General features: G+C 68.4%; 10 protein-coding genes and 1 pseudogene. 2 read left to right on the top strand and 9 right to left on the bottom strand.

What is annotated here, in order from left to right:
- Positions 1-87 precede the first annotated feature (87 nt).
- The 7 genes from ACIPSA_RS43380 to ngcE all read right to left on the bottom strand — a co-directional run bounded on the left by ACIPSA_RS43380 (position 88) and on the right by ngcE (position 8,490).
- Positions 88-1,410: a sugar ABC transporter permease gene (locus tag ACIPSA_RS43380; RefSeq protein WP_402645649.1), complete on the bottom strand. Its 1,323-nt coding sequence runs from the start codon at positions 1,408-1,410 to the stop codon at positions 88-90.
- Entirely contained in the window at positions 1,407-2,198 is a 792-nt protein-coding gene (locus tag ACIPSA_RS43375; protein ID WP_402645910.1) for an ATP-binding cassette domain-containing protein, read from the bottom strand. The genes ACIPSA_RS43380 and ACIPSA_RS43375 overlap by 4 nt, the downstream gene beginning before the upstream one ends.
- A gap of 271 nt (positions 2,199-2,469) precedes the next feature.
- Positions 2,470-3,570 carry a sugar ABC transporter substrate-binding protein gene (locus tag ACIPSA_RS43370; protein ID WP_402645646.1) on the bottom strand — a complete coding sequence of 367 codons (1,101 nt, stop codon included), beginning with the start codon at positions 3,568-3,570 and terminating at the stop codon, positions 2,470-2,472.
- A 122-nt stretch (positions 3,571-3,692) separates the two neighbouring features.
- A complete protein-coding gene (locus tag ACIPSA_RS43365; protein WP_402645644.1) occupies positions 3,693-4,892 on the bottom strand; it encodes an ROK family transcriptional regulator in 1,200 nt (399 codons plus the stop codon).
- A gap of 208 nt (positions 4,893-5,100) precedes the next feature.
- Positions 5,101-6,024, bottom strand: a complete 924-nt coding sequence (locus tag ACIPSA_RS43360) for a carbohydrate ABC transporter permease (RefSeq protein ID WP_402645641.1) — start codon at positions 6,022-6,024, stop codon at positions 5,101-5,103.
- A 17-nt stretch (positions 6,025-6,041) separates the two neighbouring features.
- Entirely contained in the window at positions 6,042-6,977 is a 936-nt protein-coding gene (locus ACIPSA_RS43355; protein ID WP_402645638.1) for a carbohydrate ABC transporter permease, read from the bottom strand.
- Between the two features lie 67 nt (positions 6,978-7,044).
- Positions 7,045-8,490 carry an N-acetylglucosamine/diacetylchitobiose ABC transporter substrate-binding protein gene (ngcE, locus tag ACIPSA_RS43350; RefSeq protein WP_402645635.1) on the bottom strand — a complete coding sequence of 482 codons (1,446 nt, stop codon included), beginning with the start codon at positions 8,488-8,490 and terminating at the stop codon, positions 7,045-7,047.
- A gap of 401 nt (positions 8,491-8,891) precedes the next feature.
- Between ngcE and ACIPSA_RS43345 the strand changes: the two genes are divergently transcribed.
- The gene (locus ACIPSA_RS43345) at positions 8,892-12,632 is read left to right on the top strand and encodes a GH92 family glycosyl hydrolase (protein ID WP_402645908.1); all 3,741 of its coding nucleotides are present in this window, start codon (positions 8,892-8,894) and stop codon (positions 12,630-12,632) included.
- A gap of 62 nt (positions 12,633-12,694) precedes the next feature.
- On the opposite strand, the gene ACIPSA_RS43340 is transcribed toward ACIPSA_RS43345, so the two are convergent.
- Together ACIPSA_RS43340 and ACIPSA_RS43335 are read right to left on the bottom strand one after the other, a co-directional pair.
- Positions 12,695-15,958 carry a GH92 family glycosyl hydrolase gene (locus tag ACIPSA_RS43340; RefSeq protein ID WP_402645633.1) on the bottom strand — a complete coding sequence of 1,088 codons (3,264 nt, stop codon included), beginning with the start codon at positions 15,956-15,958 and terminating at the stop codon, positions 12,695-12,697.
- 352 nt (positions 15,959-16,310) lie between these two features.
- Positions 16,311-17,384, bottom strand: coding sequence for a lytic polysaccharide monooxygenase (locus ACIPSA_RS43335; protein WP_402645905.1), 1,074 nt, complete (start codon positions 17,382-17,384; stop codon positions 16,311-16,313).
- 290 nt (positions 17,385-17,674) lie between these two features.
- On the opposite strand from ACIPSA_RS43335, the pseudogene ACIPSA_RS43330 reads away from it, so the two are divergent.
- Positions 17,675-19,154 (top strand): annotated as a pseudogene (locus ACIPSA_RS43330) (histidine kinase); the annotation flags it as partial.

Below are 19,154 nucleotides of genomic sequence, written 5' to 3'. Positions count from 1 at the left end.
GAGACGCGGCGGACACAGCTGTGCCCGGCACCGCCGTTGGTGCCGGGCACAGGCTTCAGGTGTGAGCTACGGCGAGGGCTGTGCGCGCTATCCGCGCCCCGCCGCCTTCTGGCTCCTGCGTGAGATCGAGTCGATGACGACGGCGCCCAGCAGCACTCCACCGGTGATCATGTACTGGATCGAGGTGTTCATGTTGAGCAGGTCGAGACCGGTCTGGATGGACTGGATGACCAGCATGCCCAGCAGGGCGGACCAGACGGAGCCGCGGCCGCCGAAGAGGCTCGTACCACCGATGACGGCCGCCGCGATGGCGAGCATCAGGGTGTTGCCGCCACCGGCGTTCAGCGTGGCGCTCGCGGTCTGGCCGGCGAGGAACATGCCGCCGATCGCCGCGAAGGCGCCGGAGATGGCGAACACGGTGATCCGGACCACCGGCACGCTGATACCGGCACGGCGGGCGGCCTCAATGCCACCACCGACCGCGAAGACCTTCCGCCCGAAGGTCGTACGGCGCAGCACGAAGTCGATGATCACCAGCGACGCGAGGAAGATCACCAGGGCGTTGGAGACACCGGAGGCGTTGTTCAGCACGGCCGCGGCGGCGAACGACGCGATGGCGAGCAGGCCGACCCGGATCAGGATCTCGCTGGTGGGACGGAACGGCACACCGGCCGCGCGGCGGCGGCGCTGCTCGTTGAAGGAGCCCACGAGCGACAGCACGACACCGAGACCCGCCAGCAGGTAGGCACCGACGATGGCCTGGTCCATGAAGAAGGAGCTCTGGCCGAGCAGGTGCACCGGGCCGGACTCGGCCGGGATGTTGATGGTGCCGCTGTCGCCGAGCAGCCACAGCATCAGACCGTTCCAGCCGAGGAAGCCGGCCAGGGTCACGACGAACGCCGGTACACCGATCTTGGCGAAGAACCAGCCCTGCAGCGCACCGATGCCGACACCGGTCACGATCGTCAGGACCAGGGCCAGCCACGGGTTCATGCCGTGGTTGACCACGAAGACGGCGAACACCGTGGACGCCAGGCCGCTGACCGAGCCGACGGAGAGGTCGATCTCGCCGAGCAGCAGCACGAACACCAGGCCGATGGCGAGCATGCCGGTGCCCGACAGGAAGTAGCTGATGTTCGAGAGGTTGTCCGCGCTGAGGAACAGGTCGTTCTTCAGCTGGAAGATCGTCCAGATGACGACCAGCCCGACGAAGACCGGGAGCGAACCGAGCTCGCCGCCCTTGATCTTGCGCTTGAACTCGGTGATGTAGCCCTTGAAGCCCTCTTCACGGACCAGCAGGCGCGGGTCGACGACGGCCACCGGGGCGGCCGTGGGGTCGTCGGCGGGGGCCACGGTGTTCTGCACCTCTGCGGCGGGGTCGACCTTCTCGACCTTGGACGTGTCACTCACTTTGCCGCCTCCGTGGTGCGACGCTCCGCACGACGAGTCACGGCGTTTTCCGTGGCTCCCGTGATCGCGGCGATGATCTCTTCGTGGCTGGTGCTCTTCACAGGGAAGGAGCCGTTGTTCTTGCCCAGGCGCAGGACGGCGACGGTGTCCGCGACAGCCTTCACGTCCGCCATGTTGTGGCTGATGAGGATGACGCCGAGGTTGCGCTCGCGCAGCCGCTCGACCAGGTCGAGGACCTGCGCGGTCTGCTCGACGCCGAGGGCGGCGGTGGGCTCGTCGAGGATGACGACCTTGGGGTCACCGATCAGGGCGCGGGCGATGGCGACGACCTGGCGCTGACCGCCGGAGAGGCTCGCGATCGGGATGCGCACGCTGGGGATGCGGATCGAGAGCGTGCTCAGCAGCTCCCGGGCCTGCTTCTCCATCGTCACCTCGTCGATGACACCGCGGTGCAGCAGCTCGCGGCCGAGGAAGAGGTTGCCGACCACGTCGAGGTTGTCGCACAGCGCGAGGTCCTGATAGACCGTCGCGACGCCGAGTCCCTGGGCATCGTGGGGCTTGTTGATGCTGACCGCCTTGCCCTCCCACTCGATGACGCCCTCATCGATGGGGTGGACACCCGCGATCGTCTTGACCAGGGTCGACTTTCCTGCGCCGTTGTCGCCCACCAGGGCGACCACTTCTCCGGCGTGGACCTCCAGCTCGACGTCGGTGAGGGCCTGGACCGCACCGAACCGCTTGGAGACTCCGCGCAACGCCAGCACGGGCGTAGCGGACACGTGAACCATCTCCTTCGCCGCCTGACCGGCGGGGATGCCGCGCTTGGACAGGCGCGGAGGGACGTGCACAAGGCACGAGGTTTACAAGATGAACATGCGCGAATCCGCTGCCCTTGGCAACGGTTTCCGTCCGACGCCCGCCCCGGCAGCGGGGTATGTAGGCCGGGGCGGGCGTCGGAGGGGTTTCGCGGGACCGCCTGGGCGGTCGGGGCTCGCGCGGCTCGCACGAGCCCCTCAGCCGAACGTCACTCGAACTATTGATCGAGTGACGCTCGAACGATTACTGGAGGCCGGCGGCCTTGCAGGCCTTCGCGAACTCGGCGGTGCAGATGTCCGCGACGGTGTACAGCTTGTCCGCGATCACCGTGTCCTTGATGTTGGCCTTGGTGACCGACACCGGGGTCAGCAGCTGCGAGGGCACCTTGTCGCCGGAACCGCTGGTCAGCTCCTGGGTGGCCAGGGACTTGATGTCCTTGTTCTGCAGCAGGTTGACCGCGAGCTGGGCGGCGGCGTCCGCCTCCGGCTTGAAGGCCTTGTAGACGGTGCTGGACTGGGTGCCGGCGACGATGCGCTGGATGCCCGCGAGCTCCGCGTCCTGACCGGTCAGCGGGATGCCGCTGATGCCGGCGCCCTTCAGCGTGGTGGCGATACCACCGGCCATGCCGTCGTTGGCGGCGTAGACGCCCGCGATCTTCTTGGCGCCCAGCTGGGTGATGGCCGCCTTCACCTTCTGCGCGGCGACCGTGTCCTTCCAGAGGCCGGACTGCTCGTAGGCGATGTCGACCTTGCCGTCGAGGACGTTGTGGGCACCCTTCTTGAACTGACCGGCGTTCGGGTCGGCGTCGTCACCGTTGATCATGACGACCTTCGACTTCTTGGTCGCCTTGGAGCCGAGCGAGTCGAGCAGCGCCTGACCCTGGAGCTCGCCGACCTTGACGTTGTCGAAGGAGACGTACGCGGAGACCGGGCCCTGGGCGAGGCGGTCGTACGCCACGACCTTGATGCCCTTGTCGACGGCGGCCTGGATGGAGGACTTGATGGCGGCCGAGTCCTGGGCGCTGATCACGAGGACCTTGACGCCCTTGGTGATCATGCTGCTGACCTGCTGGGCCTGCTTGGCCGCGTCACCGGCGGCGTTCGCGTACTCGACCTTGCAGTCCGAGCACAGCTCCTTGACCTTCGCCTCGAAGAGCGGGTGGTCGAACTTCTCGTAGCGCGCGGTCACGCTGTCGGGGAGCAGCAGACCGATGGTCTTGCTGCCGGAGGAGCTGCTGCTCGACGAGTCGTCCTTCTTGTCGCCGGCCTTGCCACAGGCGGCCACGGACAGGGCCATCGAAACAGCGGCCGTGCCGATGACGACTCTACGCATCGTGACGTTCATTTGGGGGTGCCTCCCTGACAGGGCCGCAACGCTGCGGCCGAGGTGGCTCGAAGTCAACTCGGCCGCAAGTTCGACGTCAAGAAGTAAATACTTAACGAGATGGCAACGGCGTCATGCGTTCTCTAAGTGAAGGCGGGCGCCGACATAGTCAGAGTACCGTCCAAAAGGGTCGAATCGCCCATCTCGCTGAGGGCGAGGGCGAGCGCTCCGAGCACCTCGGCGCGGCCGCCAAGTGCCCCTGGGAGGACGGAAAGTTGACGCGCCGCACTGGGGATCGCATAGCGGCTCACGGACTCCCTGATGGGCCCCAGAACCAGCTCCCCGGCCTCCGCGAGATCGCCGCCGAGGACCACCCGGCTCGGGTTCAGCAGATTGCAGAGATTTGCCACACCGCTGCCGATGTGGCGGCCGACGTCGGCGATCACCCGACGGCAGCCGGGGTCACCGTCCCTGGCCAGCCGTACGACGCCTTCCATGGTCAGATCGGTGCCATGGCTGGGCTGGAGCAGCGGGAGCACATAGCGCGCCGCCGCGAAGGTCTCCAGGCAGCCGCGGTTGCCGCAGCGGCAGACCGGGCCGGATTCGTCGAGGGTGATGTGTCCGATTTCACCGGCGGTGCCGCCGGGTCCGCGGTAGATCTTCCCCTCGATCACCAGGCCGGCGCCGACACCGCTCGCGACCTTGATGTAAGCGAGATCACGCACCCCGCGGCCACTGCCCCAGACCAGCTCGCCCAGGGCGCCCAGGTTGGCGTCGTTGTCCACGTGCACGGGCACACCTAGCCGCCCCCGCAGCTCCTCGGCGGGTCTGGTGCCGATCCAGCCCGGCAGGATGGCGGACGAGCCGAGCGTGCCGGACTCCACGTCGATCGGCCCGGGCACGCCGAGACCCACCCCGGCGATCTTGGATCGGTCGACCCCCGTGGCCTCGATCAACCGGTTGACCAGCTGTTCCGCCCGGTCGAAGCCCTGGGCCGCGGAGGCGTCCACATCCAGCGGCTCGGACTCCTCGGCGAGCACCTGATGGGCCAGGTTGCCGATCGCGACACGTAGGTGCGTATGGCCGAAATCGACGCCGATGACGATCCCCGCGTCCCCGCTCAGGGAGACGCTGCGGGCCCTTCGGCCGCCCGCCGACGTGGGCGTGACCTCGACCGTTCCGCCGTCCTTCAGCTCCCGCACGATATTGGAGACGGTTGCTGCGGACAGACCGGTGGTCCTGGCGATCTCCGCCTGCGTGAGCGACCCGGCGAGTCGTACGGCGCGCACGACCCGCTCCAGGTTGGCTCGGTGCAGTGACGACTGCGACCCCGGAGTCTCCACGACGACCTCCTGCGCGCGGGACCGCTTCGGCGAGGCCCCTCTATGTCCAACTAGTGAACTCTAAGCTGAGCCGTTAGGGTCACCTCCCGTCAAGAGGTTGAACGATTTCCGGGGTCTTGCGCACACGGCCGCGCGCCGCCCCCGGAGCCGGGAACGGCGCGCGCACGGACCGTTTCGGAGCGCTACTCCGAGCGCCCCCGAACGGGCACTATTTCAGGGTCGCCGAGGTCAGACCGGCCTGTACCTGACGCTGGAAGGACAGGTACACGACCAGCATCGGGACCATGGCGATGGTCACACCGGCGAACAGAACGGGCAGGTCAGAGGCGTATCCCTGCTGTTGCTGGAGCTGGATGAGGCCCTGGGTGAGGACGTACCGCTCCGGGTCCGAGCCGCTCTGCGGCTGCATGAGGACCGTCGGCAGGATGAACTGGTTCCACTGACCCAAAGTGTTGAAGATCCCGACGCTGATCAGACCCGGCTTCGCCATCGGCAGCATCACCTGGAAGAAGGTCCGGGTGTGCGAGGCGCCGTCCAGGATCGCCGCCTCGAAGACCGCCGTGGGCAGGGTCCGGAAGAAGGCGTGCATGAAGAACACCGTGAACGGCATCGAGTAGGCGACGTAGACCAGGATCAGGCCCTGGTAGGTGTTCAGCATGTCCAGCCGTTTGACCATGAAGAACAGCGGGACCAGGGCCAGGAACACCGGGAACATCGCGCCGGCGACGAAGAAGTAGTAGAGGAGCCGGTTGCCCCAGAACCGGTAGCGGGCCAGGACGTACGCGGCCATCGAGCCGAAGAGCATGGTCAGCGGCACGCTGAACACCAGCACGATGACGGTGTTCAGGAAGTAGTCGCCGATGCCCTTGTTCCAGGCACGGCGGAAGACGTCGAAGGACCAGTTGTGCGGCCAGCCGAACGCCGAGCCGCCGATCTGGGCGTCCGTCTTGAAGGAGCTGAGCACCAGCCACAGCAGTGGCAGCACGATCAGCAGGGCCCACAGGGCGAGGAAGCCGTGCGAGAACACGTTCAGGGCGATGCCCTCGCCGCGCCGGTCGCCGGCGCGGGCGGGCAGCTTGTCGGCGGGCCGCTCGGCGGGGACCGCCACGGATTCCTTGAGAGGTGCGCTCATGTCGTCGTATCTCCCGCTCAGAACTCGACGCGCTCGCGGCGGGTGGCGCGCAGCATGACCACGGACAGGACCAGGGTGAGCACCAGCATGACCACGCCCATGGCGCAGGCGTAGCCGCTCTTCCCGAAGTATTCGAAGTTGCGCATCATCACCGTCGACATCACGTCGCTGTGGTGGTCGGGGCCGCCGCCGTACGCGCCCATGTTCTGGGTCATGGAGGAGACCAGGACGAACATGTCCATCGCGACGATGCCCAGATAGACCCAGGCGGTCTGCACCGTGTCCCACAGCAGGGGCAGGGTGATGCGGAAGAAGGACTGGTTGCGGCCCGCGCCGTCGATCAGGGCGGCCTCGTAGATGTCCCTGGGGATGGACTGCATGGCGGCCGAGAACAGCACCAGATAGAAGCCGACGCCGTGCCAGACGACGGCCGCCATCAGCGCCCACAGCACCATGTTGGGCTCGTTCAGCCATTCCACCGGATTGTCGGCGTCGACCAGTCCGAGTTTGATCAGGAAGCCGTTGAGGAGGCCGCCGCCGTCGCTGCGGTACACCGCGTTGAACAGCACCGCGACGATCGCCAGCGACAGCACCTGCGGGAAGAAGTAGACAATTTTGTAGAACTTGGATCCAGCGACACCCTGCACTCCGCCCGCCCTGCTGCGTCCGCCCGCGTTCACCATGAACGCGAAGAACAGGGCGAGCAGAATGGTGATCACCGGGATGAAGATCAGGAACAGGATGTTGTGCCAGATGGCCTGCATGAAGACGTCGTCCTGGAACAGCGCCTTGTAGTTGTCCAGTCCGACGAACTTGAAGGTCTGCGACTGGCCCTTCCAGTCGGTCAGCGAATAGCCGAACGTCTGGAGGTACGGCCAGATCACGAAGATCAGATAAAGCGCCACGGGCACGAAGAGAAATCCCGCGACGAACCTGTACTGCCCTTTGCGCATTGGCGTTCCTGCCCCTGGTGTCCCTCCCCCGGGCCGGAGTTCTCCGGCCCGGGATACGGCGTTGCGGTCAGTCCCGGTGGTTCTTCTTGGAAGCCGGGTCCTTGGCCTGCTTGTCGACCGCGGCCTGGCACCGCTTCAGCCACTCCTTCGGCTGGATGCGCTTGGCCATCAGTTCGTTGGACGCGTTCTGGATGGCCGTGTCCATCTCGCTGTACCACTCGGGGTACAGGTAGCGGAAGGTGTTGTCACCGGCCGCCTTGGACGCCTCGACGGTGGACTGGGTGCCCGGCCGGAGCTTGACGCTGGGGTCGACGCCGTCCTTGAGGATGGTGAGCGAGTTGGCCTCCTTGGCGAACAGCGTCGACCACTCCTTGGAGAGCATGCGCCGCATGAACTCCTTCGCCCCGGCCAGGTTCTTCGCCTTCGCCGGGATGATGAAGGGTTCGCCGGAGCCGGCCCGGATCGCCTCGAACGGCAGCTTGCTGCCGGGCACCAGCGGCATCGGCATGAACTTCATGTCGAAGTCCGCCGGGGTCTGCTTGAGCTGCTCGTTCTCCAGCCAGGAACCGCAGGTGATGAAGGCGGCCTTGTACTGGTTCCAGCGGGTCTGCGACTCGGTGTGGGTGAGGCCGTTGGTGCCGGGCATCAGCAGGCCCTTCTCGACGACCTCGTAGATCGCCTCGACACCGGCCTTGGCCGCGTCCGAGCCGACGAACGCCTTGGGGTCGAGGTTGTCGATCGCCTTCATCGCGTCCAGACCGCCCGTCTTGGCGATCAGGTCCATGATGGCGACGTTGATGTAGTACGGGTACTTGCCCTGGTGGGCCAGGCCGCCGATGCCCTGCTTCTTGGCGTCCTGACAGATGGTGAGGAAGTCGGCCCAGGTCTTGGGCTCCTCCCAGCCCTTCTCCTTGAAGAGCTTGCCGGAGTACCACAGACCCCACACGGTGTAGATGTAGTTCAGGGCGACGATCTTGCCCTCCTGCATACCCGCGTCCAGGGTGCCCGGGATGATCATGTCCCGGACCTTCTTGCTCGGATCGTCGACCGACGGCGCGTCGAGCACCGAGGCGAGGTCGAGCAGCTGGCCGTTCTTGTACAGGACGTCGACCTTGATCTGCTGGGCGCCGGAGTCGTCCACGATGTCCGGCGGGTTGCCGGCGTTGAAGCGGGGCTGGAGCTTGCCGGTGATCTCCTGGGTGCCGGTGTGGGTGGAGGTGATGCCGAGCTTCTTCTGGTAGTCCGACTCCCACGCCTTGGCGTAGTCGTCGCCGTACCCGCCCTTGAAGATGACGACGTCGAGATTGCCGCCCTTCTTCACGCCGAAGGGGTTCGACTTGGACGTCTTGCCCTGGTCGCCGTCGTTGGAGTTGTTGTCGCCGCCGCCGCTGGCGCAGGCGGACAGAAAACCGGCCGTGGGAATGGTCAGCAGGCCGAGTGCCGCGGACCTCCTGATCAGATCGCGACGGCCTACACCCTCGTTACCGGGGTTCGCTGCGGAAGTGGATCCCATGCTCAAGTCCTCGCCTTCTCCAGGACTCAGGCGGTGAACCGGATCCTCCCGGCACCGCGGTCGGGTAGCGCTGGGTCGTGCAGGAAACGCCGACAGGTATAGTCCACTTCCGGCCGACGGAGCAAGATCGAACGCAAGGTTGGACATGGGTCTTTTCCGAGTTGAGACCTCTCGGAAATATGAGGCGCCTGTGGCCGCCCTGCCGGAAAAATCCGCACCATAGGCCGCCGAATGCCGCACCCAACACCCTTGACACCAACGGCCACTTGACTCCCTACTGGTTCCTGCGCAGGTAGTTGACAACGTTGTCCTCGGTACGCGCAGGGAGGGTACCCGTTTTGTTGCAGCGGAGAACTCGGCACAGATGGGGTCCGGCGGCCGTCCTGACGGCCGCCTTCGTCATGGCGGTGGGCTCGCAGGGGGCCGCGGTCGCCCTGCCCGCCAAGGCACCGGTCGCCGACCGGGAGTTCGCATCCTCGTTCGAGGCGGACGACCCGGCGCCGGAGTGGCTGAACACGGTCGACACGGAGCCGGACGGGAGCAGGCGCGCCTCGGGCGTCGACGGCGGCTACAGTACCGGCATCCCGGGCAATGTCACCGACCACGTCACCGATGTGCGGGCGAGCGGCGAGAACACGGGCGCGGGCGAGGTGAAGGAGAACCTCGTCGACGGGGAGCCGGACACCAAGTGGCTGGCCTTCGAGCCCACCGGCTGGGTCGAGTTCGACCTGGACAAACCGATCAAGCTGGTGACATACGCCCTCACGTCGGCCAACGACTACGACGAGCGCGACCCGAAGGACTGGACCCTCCAGGGCTCCACGGACGGCAAGGACTGGACGACCGTCGACACCCGCTCCGGCGAGTCCTTCTCCGAACGGTTCCAGACGAAATCATACGATCTCGCCGAACCGGCCGAGTACCAGCACTTCCGGCTCGACATCACGAGGAACAACGGCGCTTCGGGCATCGTCCAACTCGCCGACGTGCAGTTCTCCACGGGCGGCAGCGGCGGCCCGGTCCCGCAGGACATGCTCTCCCTCGTCGACCGCGGCCCGAGCGGCTCGCCGACCGCGAAGGCCCGCGCCGGCTTCACCGGCACCCGGGCCCTGCGGTACGCCGGACGGCACACGGCGACCGGCCGGGCGTACTCGTACAACAAGGTCTTCGACGTGAACGTGAGGGTCGGCCACGGCACACAGCTGTCGTACCGGATCTTCCCCTCCATGGCCGACGGCGACCTGGACTACGACGCCACGAACGTCTCCGTCGACCTGGCCTTCACGGACGGGACGTATCTGAGCGGCCTGGGCGCGACCGACCAGCACGGCTTCCCGCTCTCACCGCGGGGCCAGGGCGCGTCGAAGGCGCTGTACGTCAACCAGTGGAACAACGTGGCCTCACGGATCGGCTCGGTCGCGGCGGGGAAGACCGTGGACCGGATCCTGGTGGCGTACGACTCCCCCGCCGGTCCGGCGAAGTTCCGCGGCTGGATCGACGACGTGGCGATCAGGACGGTGGCCCCACAGAAGCCCAAGGCACACCTGTCGGACTACGCGCTGACCACCCGCGGCACCAACTCCAGCGGCAGCTTCTCGCGCGGCAACGACTTCCCGGCGACCGCCCTGCCGCACGGCTTCAACTTCTGGACGCCGGTGACCAACGCGTCCTCACTGAGCTGGCTGTACGAGTACGCACGAGCGAACAACGACGCAAATCTGCCGACCATCCAGGCGTTCAGCGCGAGCCACGAGCCCAGCCCCTGGATGGGTGACCGGCAGACCTTCCAGCTGATGCCGTCCGCCGCCGGCACCCCGGACACCGGCCGCACGGCACGGGCGCTGGCCTTCCGGCACGAGAACGAGACGGCACGGCCGTACTACTACGGCGTGCGGTTCGAGAACGGCCTGACGGCGGAGATGACCCCGACCGACCACGCCGCCGCGCTGCGCTTCACCTATCCCGGCGACGACGCGAGCGTGCTCTTCGACAACGTCACCGAGCAGGCGGGCCTCACCCTCGACAAGGACCACGGGATCGTCACCGGCTACTCCGACGTGAAGTCCGGTCTGTCGACGGGCGCGACCCGGCTGTTCGTGTACGGGGAGTTCGACAAGCCGGTGACGGACGGGGGCGCCGCCGGAGTCAAGGGCTATCTGCGGTTCGACGCGGGCGCGGACCGCACCGTCACCCTGCGTCTGGCGACCTCGCTGATCAGCATCGACCAGGCGAAGGACAACCTGCGCCAGGAGATCCCCGACGGCACGTCTTTCGACACGGTGAAGGCACGGGCGCAGCGGACCTGGGACCGGCTGCTCGGCAAGGTCGAGATCGAGGGCGCGACCCCGGACCAGCTGACCACGCTGTACTCCTCGATGTACCGGCTGTACCTGTACCCCAACTCCGGCTTCGAGAGGGTCGGCGGCACGTACCAGTACGCCTCGCCCTTCTCCCCCATGCCGGGCCCGGACACCCCGACGCACACCGGCGCGAAGATCGTGGACGGCAAGGTGTACGTCAACAACGGCTTCTGGGACACCTACCGGACGACCTGGCCCGCGTACTCGCTCCTGACACCCGGCCAGGCGGGCGAGATGGTCGACGGGTTCGTGCAGCAGTACAAGGACGGCGGCTGGACCTCCCGCTGGTCCTCCCCCGGCTACGCCGACCTCATGACGGGCACCTCCTCGGACGTCGCGTTCGCGGACGCGTACGTCAAGGGCGTCGACTTCGACGCGAAGGCGGCGTACGACGCGGCCCTGAAGAACGCCACCGTCGTCCCCCCGTCCTCGGGTGTGGGCCGCAAGGGCATGAGCACCTCGCCCTTCCTCGGCTACACCGGCACCGACACCCACGAGGGCCTGTCGTGGGCGATGGAGGGCTATGTCAACGACTACGGCATCGCGAAGATGGGCGAGGTCCTCTACCGGAAGACCGGCGAGAAGCACTACAAGGAGGAGTCCGCGTACTTCCTCAACCGCGCCCAGGACTATGTGAACCTCTTCGACTCCAAGGCGGGCTTCTTCCAGGGCCGGGACGCCAAGGGGAACTGGCGCCTGGACTCGTCGAAGTACGACCCGCGTGTGTGGGGGTACGACTACACGGAGACCAACGGCTGGGGCTACGCCTTCACCGCCCCGCAGGACAGCCGCGGACTCGCCAACCTCTACGGCGGGCGGGGCGCCCTGGCCGACAAGCTCGACGAGTACTTCTCCACCCCGGAGACGGCCTCCCCCGACCACGTCGGCTCCTACGGCGGCGTCATCCACGAGATGACCGAGGCGCGCGACGTGCGGATGGGCATGTACGGCCACTCCAACCAGGTCGCGCACCATGTGATCTACATGTACGACGCGGCCGCCCAGCCCTGGAAGGCACAGCGGTACGTCCGTGAGGCGCTCTCCCGCCTCTACACGGGCAGCGAGATCGGTCAGGGCTACCACGGCGACGAGGACAACGGCGAGCAGTCGGCCTGGTACCTCTTCTCCTCGCTCGGCTTCTACCCGCTGGTGATGGGCAGCGGCGAGTACGCGATCGGTTCCCCGCTGTTCAAGAAGGCGACCGTCCATCTGGAGAACGGCCGGGACCTGGTCATCAGGGCGCCGAGGAACAGCGCGGAGAACGTGTACGTGCAGGGTCTGACAGTCAACGGCCGCCCCTGGACGTCGACCTCGCTCCCCCACTCGCTGCTCGCCAAGGGCGGGGTGCTGGACTTCCGCATGGGCTCGAAGCCCTCGGCGTGGGGTTCGGGCAGGAACGCGGCCCCGGCCTCCATCACCCAGGACGACAAGGTCCCGACGCCACGCGCGGACGTGCTGAACGGTGACGGCGCCCTGTTCGACAACACGTCGGCGACGGACGCGACGGTCACCTCGGTGGACCTGCCCGTGGCCGGCGCAGCCAAGGCGGTCCAGTACACGCTGACGTCGTCCGCCGACCACACGAAGGCGCCGACCGGCTGGACCCTCCAGGGCTCCACGGACGGCACGACCTGGCAGACCCTGGACCGGCGCTCCGCCGAGTCGTTCCCCTGGGACAGGCAGACGCGGGCGTTCACCGTCGCCGCGCCGGGCTCGTACGCGAAGTACCGGCTGGTCCTCGACTCCGAGTCGACGCTGGCGGAGGTGGAACTGCTCGCCTGACCCGCGGGGCGGGAAGGGGGCGGGCCCGGCCGGGCCCGCCCCCTCTGTTCTGCTGTCCCCGCTCAGCCGGTCGCGAGGGTGAACACGTGCAGGTCCCTGTTCACCGGGAGCTTCACGCTCCTGATGGTCTTCCCGGCCGGTGCTTCGAACGGCCTGGTCGCGAAGACGTAGGCCGCCACCGGGTCCTTGTCCGCGCCGGCGACGTTGCGGTACGCGCTCCTGGCGACGACCTCGTTGCCGTACTGGACGGTGCCGCCGCCTCCGCCGACGGTCCAGTCGGTGAAGGAGAGGTCGATCGTGTCGGTGGTGCCGTCGGTGTAGGTGACGGTCGCCCGGGTCTGCTGGTTGCCGTTGACCCCGCTGCCGATGAAGGACAGCCTGCTCGCCGGGGCGGTCGGCTCGATGGTCTGGCCGGCCGAGGAGGCGTTGTCCGGGCGGCCGGAGGGCGAGCCGGGCCAGGTGAAGGTGAGGCCGTCGACGGTGCCCTGCGTGCCCGGGGTCAGGCCCGCCGCCGCGAGGGCCTGGCGGGAGTAGCTCCAGCCGCCGCCGTCGTAGTCGGCCTCGGCGTGGTCGCCGGCGTCGTCCGAGATGCCGGTGTCGTTGTAGGCGGCGAGGAGGGTGCCGGGGGCGGCCACGGTCAGGGCGACCGGCTGCTCGTACGAGGTGTCGTCCGAGGTCACGGTGACCTTGACGTCGTAGAACCCCTGGTGGATGTCGTCGGCGGCGGAGAGGGTGATCTCCTGCGAGCCGTCGGTCACGGTGCCCTCGGTGGGCGTGGCCGTGATGCCGTCCGGGGTCTCGACGTGGAAGCGGACCTCGGGGCCCGTGCCGCCGTTCAGCGACAGGGCGCGGATGCCGACCTTCGTGCCGGCGCCGGGCGCGACCGTGGCCGCGGTCGGGCCGACGCCGATCTGGTACGGCTGCTCGCCCTCCCGGAAGGACGGCGGCGGGGCGGATGTGCCCCAGGCGCGGTTCGGGGTGCCGGACAGCGTGTAGTCCAGCCGGCCGCCGTCCCGTACGAAGGAGGCCGGGAGCCAAGGCCGGTCGCTGGTGAGGCCGTTGACCTTCAGGGACTGGACGTAGGGTGCGTCGGCGGCCGCCCCCGTCGCACGGATGGAGATCTCGTTGCCGTGCGGGCGGTCGATCTCGATCCGCTCGAACAGCGGTGAGGCGAGGACGAGTTCGGCACGTGACGGCACCTGGGGGTACATGCCGAGCGTGGAGAAGACGTACCAGGACGACATGGCGCCGAGGTCGTCGTTGCCGGGGATGCCGCCGGGCCGCGTCGACCAGAGCTGCCGCATCGCCGCCCGGACCGTCTCCTGCGCCTTGTACGGGGCGCCCGCGTAGTCGTACAGGTAGGGGACGTTCACCGACGGCTCGTTGTCCAGTTCGGACTTGGCGCCCCCGCTGCCGGTGAACGCCCAGCTTCCGTCCGCGTTGTGGAAGAAGTCGTCGAGCCGGGCGAGGGCCTTGCCGGTACCGCCCATCGCCGCGAACAGGCCCGCCGGGTTGTGCTGGACCATCCAGGTGTACTGGGCGGCCGTGCCCTCCACGAACCCGCTGCCGGTGTCGGGTGCGAAGCCGGTGACCCAGCTGCCGTCGGCCTTGCGGTCGGCGATGTAGCCGCCGCTGGGATCGGCGGCGATGTCGAAGTTGTTCTGCCACCACTGGGCCCGGCGGGCGAAGGCAGCCGCCGTGCCCTTCTCCCCTGCCGCAGTGGCCAGTTGGGAGAGCGAGAAGTCGGCGGTGGACATCTCCAGGGTCTCGGCGGCGCCGCTCCAGGCATTGGACACGGACGGCATGTAGTGGTGCGCCAGGTACTTGTCCAGGGACGGGCGTTGGCCGACCGACAGCACCGGCTTGCCCGCCGCCGACAGGTCCTGCTCCGTCGGTACCGTGGCCGCCCCGACCAGCGAGTCCAGCGCGCCGCGCAGGTCGAAGTCCGTGCCGCCGAAGGCCCGGATTCCGGCGAGCGCGGTGGGCGAGGGGTCGCCGTTCATGACGTGCGTGCCGCTCGCGCCGTGCAGCCACCGGTCCCAGACCCCGCCGTTCTGCCGGGCGAGTTCGTACAGCGACTGTGCGACGTCCGAGCCGGTGCGCGGGTCGAGCAGGGTGAGCAGCTGCACCTGGTCGCGGTAGACGTCCCAGCCGGAGAAGGTGCCGTACTGGGCCCGGTGGCCGAAGCCGACCCGGTGCACCTCGTCGTCGCTGCCCCGGTACCGGCCGTCGGCGTCGCTGATGACGTTCGGGTGCAGGAGGGAGTGGTAGAGGGCGGTGTAGAAGGTGGTGCGGTCGGCGTCCGTGCCGCCGCCGACGCGGACGGCGTCCAGGCGGTCGCGCCAGGCCGCCCGGGCCGCGTTCCGCACCGCGTCGAAGGAGCGGTACGACGGGTTCTCGGCCGCGAGGTTCGCCTCGGCGCCCGCCCGGCTCACGTACGAGATGCCGACCTTGACGTTCACCGGACCGGTGCCGGGCGCGAACTCGACGTACCCGCCCGCGCCCTTGCCCGCGACGGGCCGCCCGCCGTGGGAGAAGCCGCCGGTCCCGCCGGAGGCGGACGTCGCCCCCGGGTTCAGCCTGTCGTCCTCCCAGGTGCCGGTGGCCTTGAAGGCGCGGTCGAAGCGGGCGGTGAAGTAGAGGGTGTAGTAGGCGCGTTGGCCCTCGGGATCGAGGTAGCCGCAGAAGTCGCCCGAGGTGACGGAGCCGGAGACGGTGCGGGTGTCCGGGTCGATGGTGATCGACGAATCCGTGGACCCCGCCTCGGAGTTGGCGGTGCGGACGAGCAGCGAGGCGGGCTTGTCGTCGGGGAAGGTGAAACGGGCCGAGCCGGTGCGTGCGGTCGCGGTGAGGTCGGCCGTGACGCCGGAGGCGAGGCCCACCTTGTAGTGGCCGGGTTCGGCGGTCTCGTCGGCATGGCCGAAGTCGGAGGCGTAGACGGCGTCCTTGGTGTCCCTTGCGGGGGACGAGGTGACCTCGCCCGCGTACGGGAAGAACGGGATGTCGCCGCTGCCGCCCGCACAGCCCGTGCCGGACATGTGGGTGAGGCTGAAACCGCGGATGCGCGTGGCGTCGTACTGGTAGCCGCCGGGTGCGGCGGTCCGGCCGGCGTCGCCTCTGGTGTTCTCCGGGCTCCAGGAGAGCATGCCGAACGGCACGACGGCGCCCGGGAAGGTGTCGCCGCCGTTCCTGGTGCCGATCAGCGGGTCGACGTAGGCGGTGGCATCCCTGACGAGATCGGGGGGTGCGGCGGTCGCCGCGAGGGCGGGGGATCCGCCGGCCGCGAGTACCGCGGCGAGCAGCAGGGACATGGGACGGAAACGCATGGCGCGGCCCTCCTCCTTCGGACGGGTCGCGCATCACGGGTCGCACAAGCCGCAGGGACAGTAGCGTGCGCCAGCCGTACCACGGAAGACCGCGTGCACCAGCGCCGACGCGCGCCGGGACCACCCTGTTGGGTGAACCGAAGTCCCTTGACATCGTTGTCCGTTGGGACGGTAAAGTCATGTACAGACCACCGAGACAACGTTGTCGCCATCACGGTGCCGACACAAGCCACGCTCTCCCGAGCTCACTGTCCCGGTCGAGCGGGGGAGCCACCTCCGGGCGGACCGAACCCCCCTCGCCGCCCGGCTCGCGGACCCGGTGTGCACCGCCACCGGGTCCGCCCAGAGCGGATCAACCGACCTGACAGGCCAGGGTCGTCGCGCTGTCACCGCCGGAGCCCTGGACGACGTACCCGAACGTCGTGCTCTGCCCCGGACTCAGCGAGCCGTTCCAGTCGGCGTTGTGGACCATCATGTCCTGCCCGCTGTACGTGGCATTGCCGTTCCACAGGCTGGCCACCGACTGACCGCCCGGCAGCGTCCAGTCGACCATCCAGCCGAGCATCGGCACGTCGCCGCTGTTGGTCACGGTCACCTCGGACTGGTAGCCGCCGGGCCAGCTGTTCGTCGTCCTCCGGGTCGCCGTGCAGGTGCCCGGCGGGGGCTCGGTGGGGTTGCCCGGGTCATGGATGCCGGTCACCTCGCCGTTGCCGCCGTCGAAGACCACGTCGGAGCAGGAGTAGAACGTCTCAGTGCTGTCCGAGCGCTGCCAGACCATGTAGATGATGTGGCGCCCCGACTTGTTGGCCGGGAGCGTGCCGGTCCAGGAGTAGTCGGCCTCGACCGTGCCCGGGGTGCCGTTGAGCGGCGGGTGGTCGACCGTGAGGAACGGCTGGTCCTCCATGTCGTTCCAGGTGAGCGTCTTGGTCGGGTCGAAGCCGTCCTTGGTGATGTAGACGTAGAACCAGCCCGGGTGCGCCGCCCAGGCGTTGTAGGAGAAGTCGACGGTCGCACCCGAGGTGAGGTGGGTGACCGACCAGTCACTGCGCGGCAGGTCGAACCCCGTGAAGTTGGGGTTGCCGCCACTGCACAGCTCGCCGTCGGGCACGAAGCCGCGGGTGCGGCCGGCACCGTCCGAGCGGAGCACCGAGAACCAGTTGTAGAACGGCGTGGTGCCGCTGACCTGCTGGGCCGCCTTGCAGGCGGGGTTGACGGGCTTGATCTCCCCGGTGTCGGTGAGCCCGTCCTGCCAGCACAGGAAGGTACGGCTGCCCGGCTTCATGGGAGTGCCGTGGGCCTCGGCACGGGTGCCGGTGGCGAGGATCAGCCCCAGGGCCGGGACGGTGGTGAGCAGGGCCAGGAAGATCAGGAAGAAGGCATTGCGAGGGGTGGAGCGCGGTAATCGCGGACACCTAAGGATTGCCATGGGCATGACACTTGCCCCTCTGCGGTCGGACGGTCAGGCGGAAGATGTGCGGGGGTGCGCCGATCGGCACATGGGGCGGGAGCTGGCCCGCACGGCGGGTTCCGGTCCACCGAATGGGAGCGCTCCCACCCCACTCTCCTGCGAAGTTAGCGCGGACCGCGACAGCTGTAAACGCCCGGTGCCCAAGGGCGGGGACCTGGGGTGAACCGGGAGTGACGACGCGGTCCCCAACTTGCATCAGGTTGAAGCAGGCCATAGCCACCAGGAATTACCGGTGCTACAAATGTCGCATGGCGGACAGATTCGCCCGGTTTCGACGCTTCTCATGGCGCTCGCTCACCGGCAAGAGCCCGCGAAGTGTTGCCGGGCAGGTCTTCGTGCTCCAGGTGGCGCTGGTCGTGCTGCTCGTGGTCTGTGCCGTCTTCGCCCTCGTCCTGCAGTCGGAACGGGACACCAGCTCCGAGGCCAAGCGCCGGTCCATAGCCGTCGCGCAGACCTTCGCGCACGCTCCGGGCATCCAGGAGGCGCTGAAGCTCCCCGAGCCGTCGAAGGTGCTGCAGCCGCTCACCGAGGCGGGGCGCAGATCCGCGGGCGTCGACTTCATCGTGGTCATGGACACCAAGGGAATCCGCTACACCCATCCCCTGCCGGACCGGATCGGGAAGCGCTTCGTCGGCACGATCGAGCCGTCGCTGGCCGGAAAGGTCTATACAGAGAGCGTCCACGGTCCGCTGGGCCACGAGGTGCAGGCCACCGTGCCCATCTACGGCACCGACGGCAAGGTGACCGCCCTGGTCTCGGCGGGCCTGAAGGTCAAGAACGTGACCAGCGAGGTGAACCGGCAGCTGCCGATCATCCTGACCGCCGGGGCCGGAGCGCTCCTGGTGGCGACCGGCGGAACGGCGCTGGTCGGCAGACGGCTGCGACGCCAGACCCACAGCCTCGCCCCGGCCGAGATGACCCGGATGTACGCCCACCACGACACGGTGCTGCACTCCGTACGGGAAGGGGTGCTGATCGTCAGTGAGGACGGTCGGCTGCTGCTGGCGAACGACGAGGCGAGACGGCTGCTGGAGCTGCCGCCCGACGCCGAGGGACGGCCGGTGTGGGAACTGTCGAGCCTGGAAACCGAGACGGTGGCACTGCTCGTCTCCGGCCGTGAGGCCACCGATGAGGTGCACGCCGCCGGGGAGCGGCTGCTGGCGGTGAATCAGCGGCCGACGGACCCCGGGGGCGGCGGGGCCACGGTGACGACGCTGCGTGACTCGACCGAACTGCAGGCGGTGTCGGGCCGGGCGGAGCTGGCGCGGGAGCGGCTGAAGCTGCTGTACGACGCGGGGCTGGGCATCGGGACGACGCTGGATGTGGTGCGCACGGCGGATCAGCTGGCGCAGGTGGCTGTTCCGCGGCTTGCGGACTTCGTGACGGTGGATCTGGCGGACGGGGTGCTGCACGGGGAGGAGCCGGGTCCCACGGCGACCGGCATGCGGCGTGTCGCCTTCTCCGGGATCCGAGAGGACCACCCGTTGTACGAGAAGGGCGAGCTGATCGATTTCGTGCCGACGACGCCCCAGGCGCGCGGTTACGGCAGCGGGCGCTCCGAGCTCGTGACCGATCTCTCGGCGTCGATGGGCTGGCAGGCGCAGGACCCGCAGCGGGCCAGAGACATCCTCGGCTACGGCATTCACTCGCTCATCGCCGCTCCGATCCGGGCCCGGGGTGTGGTGCTGGGCATGGCGAACTTCTGGCGCGCCAAACGGCTGGAGCCGT

The sequence above is a fragment of the Streptomyces sp. NPDC086549 genome (assembly GCF_044746205.1).
Classification (GTDB): Bacteria; Actinomycetota; Actinomycetes; order Streptomycetales; family Streptomycetaceae; genus Streptomyces.
The sequence above is the reverse complement of the archived record's forward strand: the minus strand, read 5'-3'. Positions and strand labels throughout refer to the sequence as shown.